3 protein-coding genes are annotated in these 2,515 nt (G+C 71.9%); 1 reads left to right on the top strand and 2 read right to left on the bottom strand.

The window, feature by feature from the left end:
• Positions 1–536 (top strand): recombination mediator RecR (gene recR, locus AC2VOP_RS14155; protein ID WP_486961560.1); only part of this gene is annotated, 536 nt, incomplete at its 5' end.
• 34 nt (positions 537–570) lie between these two features.
• Here the strand turns inward: recR and AC2VOP_RS14150 are convergent.
• Together AC2VOP_RS14150 and AC2VOP_RS14145 are read right to left on the bottom strand one after the other, a co-directional pair.
• Positions 571–1,272, bottom strand: coding sequence for a type 1 glutamine amidotransferase (locus tag AC2VOP_RS14150; RefSeq protein WP_486961559.1), 702 nt, complete (start codon positions 1,270–1,272; stop codon positions 571–573).
• 53 nt (positions 1,273–1,325) lie between these two features.
• The coding region (locus AC2VOP_RS14145) for a DUF1727 domain-containing protein (protein ID WP_486961558.1) at positions 1,326–2,515 on the bottom strand (1,190 nt) is incomplete at its 5' end.

The following is a 2,515-nucleotide window of genomic DNA, read 5'->3' as shown; positions in this document are numbered from 1 at the left end:
GCATCGCCTTTCACCTGCTGTCCGTCGAACCGGCGGAGATCGACCGGCTCACCGCGGTTTTGGCGACGGTGCGCGACGGCGTGCGGTTCTGCGCGGTGTGCGGCAACGTCTCCGACGACGAGCGCTGCCGGATCTGCGGCGACCCGCGCCGGGACTTCTCGCAGATCTGCGTCGTCGAGGAGCCCAAGGATGTGGCTGCCATCGAGCGCACCCGCGAATTCCACGGCCGCTACCACGTGCTGGGCGGTGCGCTGGATCCGTTGTCGGGGATCGGCCCCGACCAGCTGCGCATCCGCGAGTTGTTGAATCGCGTCGGGGAGCGGGTCGACGGCGTCGACGTCACCGAGGTGATCGTCGCCACCGATCCCAACACCGAGGGTGAGGCGACCGCCACCTACCTGGTGCGGGTGTTGCGCGACATCCCGGGTCTGACCGTGACCCGTCTGGCCTCCGGTCTGCCGATGGGCGGCGACCTGGAATTCGCCGACGAGCTGACGCTGGGCCGCGCATTCACCGGCCGCCGCGCGCTGGTCTGACTCGGGCCTAGCAGGGCCAAAGCTTCTTGCGCGCTTAAACGCGGCGCGGGGCCGCCAGCCGCTCGCGGCGCAGCAGGTCCACCTCGGGTACCTCCAGCGCTGCCAGACGGCCGACCACCCGCGACAGCAGCAGATCGGCCAGCTGCGGGTTGCGGGCCAGGCACGGCCCGTGCATGTAGGTGGCGACGACGCTGCCCTGCACCGCCCCGTCGACGCCGTCGCCGGCGCGGTTGCCCGCTCCTTTGCTCACCGCACCCAACGGCGATGCCGCAGCACCCAGCGCCGTGCCGCCGCGGTGGTTCTCGAAACCGGTCAGCGGCTCCGACAGACCTGCTGGCAACGGCCTGGCGATCACCTCGCCGATGCTACGGACCGGCTGCGGCGAGGTGGTGGCGTCCAGCAACCCCACCCCGTCGACCCGCTCTCCGGCCGACGTCTCATACCAGACGCCGAGCACCTGGATGGCCGCGCAGATCGCCAGCACCGGCGCGCCGCGGGCCGCCGCGCGCTGCAGGCCCGGGTAGCGGACCAGATGCCGGGTGGCCAGCCGCTGCGCATAGTCCTCGGCCCCGCCCAGCGTGTAGATATCCAGCGACTCGGGCACCGGGTCGGCGAGGGTGATGGCCACGATTTCTGCGGCGATCCCGCGCATCAGCAGCCGCTGCCGCAGCACCAGCGCGTTTCCGCTGTCGCCGTAGGTGCCCATCACGTCGGGCAGCAGCAGCCCGATCCGCACCGGATCAGCTCTGCGCGTCAAAGGCGTCAAAGGCGTCAAAGGCTTCACAGGCGTCACAGGCCCAGCCTCCGCTGCAGGGCCAGGAAGGCGGTGTAGTTGGCGACGACTTCGACGCGCCCGGGCGGGCACGATTGGATGGCTGCCAGCGTGTCGTGCACCAGGGTGTGCTCGACCCCGGCATATCCCAGCCGCACCGCCAGGTCGGTGCCTCGCTCACCGGCGGCCACCACCGCGGTGTCGCCGAACCGTTCGAAGCTCACGTCCCACAGCCACGACAGGTCCTCGCCGTCGGGCACCCGCCCGTTGACGGCGATCACCACCGAGGCCTTCCGGTCCACCATCGACAGTGCCTCCTGCCACCCGGCCGGGTTCTTTGCCAGCAACATGCGTGCGGTGCGCTCTTCGTGCTCGCCGACCGGCACGGTCGCATAGCGCCCGGCGACCTGGGCGACTTCGGACACCGCGGCCACCGCCGCAGCCGGGTCGGCGCCGAGCGCGACCGCCGCGGCGACCGCCTGCGCGGCGTTGCCGCGGTTGACGACGCCCGGCAGCGCCAGGCGCATCGGCAGCACCAGCCCGTCCGGCCCGTGGACGGCCGCGTCATCGAACCACCAGTGCGGGCTGGGGCGGGCGAAGTCGGCGCCGCTGGAATACCAGTGACCGTTCTCCCGCACGATCACCTCGCCGCTGCGCGGGCAGCTGACCGAGTCACCGGCCCAGCCGCCACCGGCGGCCACCCACACCACGTGCGCACAGTCGTAGGCTGCCGACGTCATCAGCACGTCGTCGCAGTTGGCGACCACCACCGTCTGCGGATGCCGCGACAGGCTGGCCCGCAGCGCTCGTTCGACGACGTTGATCTCCCCGACCCGGTCCAGCTGGTCGCGGGAGAGGTTCAGCAAGACCAGCACGGCCGCGTCCAGGGCATCCAAGACGTGCGGCACGTGCATCTCATCGACCTCCAGCACCGCCAGGCCGGCGTCGCGCTCAGCCGCCAGGGCGGCGATCAGGCCGGCGTCCATGTTGGCGCCCTCGGGGTTGCTGGCCACCGCCCCGAGCCCGCGCAGCGCGGCGGCGGTCATCAAGGTAGTGGTCGACTTGCCGTTGGTGCCGGTGACGACGACCGTGCGCCGTCCGACGCCGAGTTGACGCAGGATCGAGCGGTCCAGCGTCATCGCGACCAGGCCGCCGATCATCGCGCCGGCGCCGCGGCCGGTGACCCGCGACGCCCACCGCGCGCCCG

This window comes from Mycobacterium sp. TH-M106 (assembly GCF_057473765.1).
The sequence above is the reverse complement of the archived record's forward strand: the minus strand, read 5'-3'. Positions and strand labels throughout refer to the sequence as shown.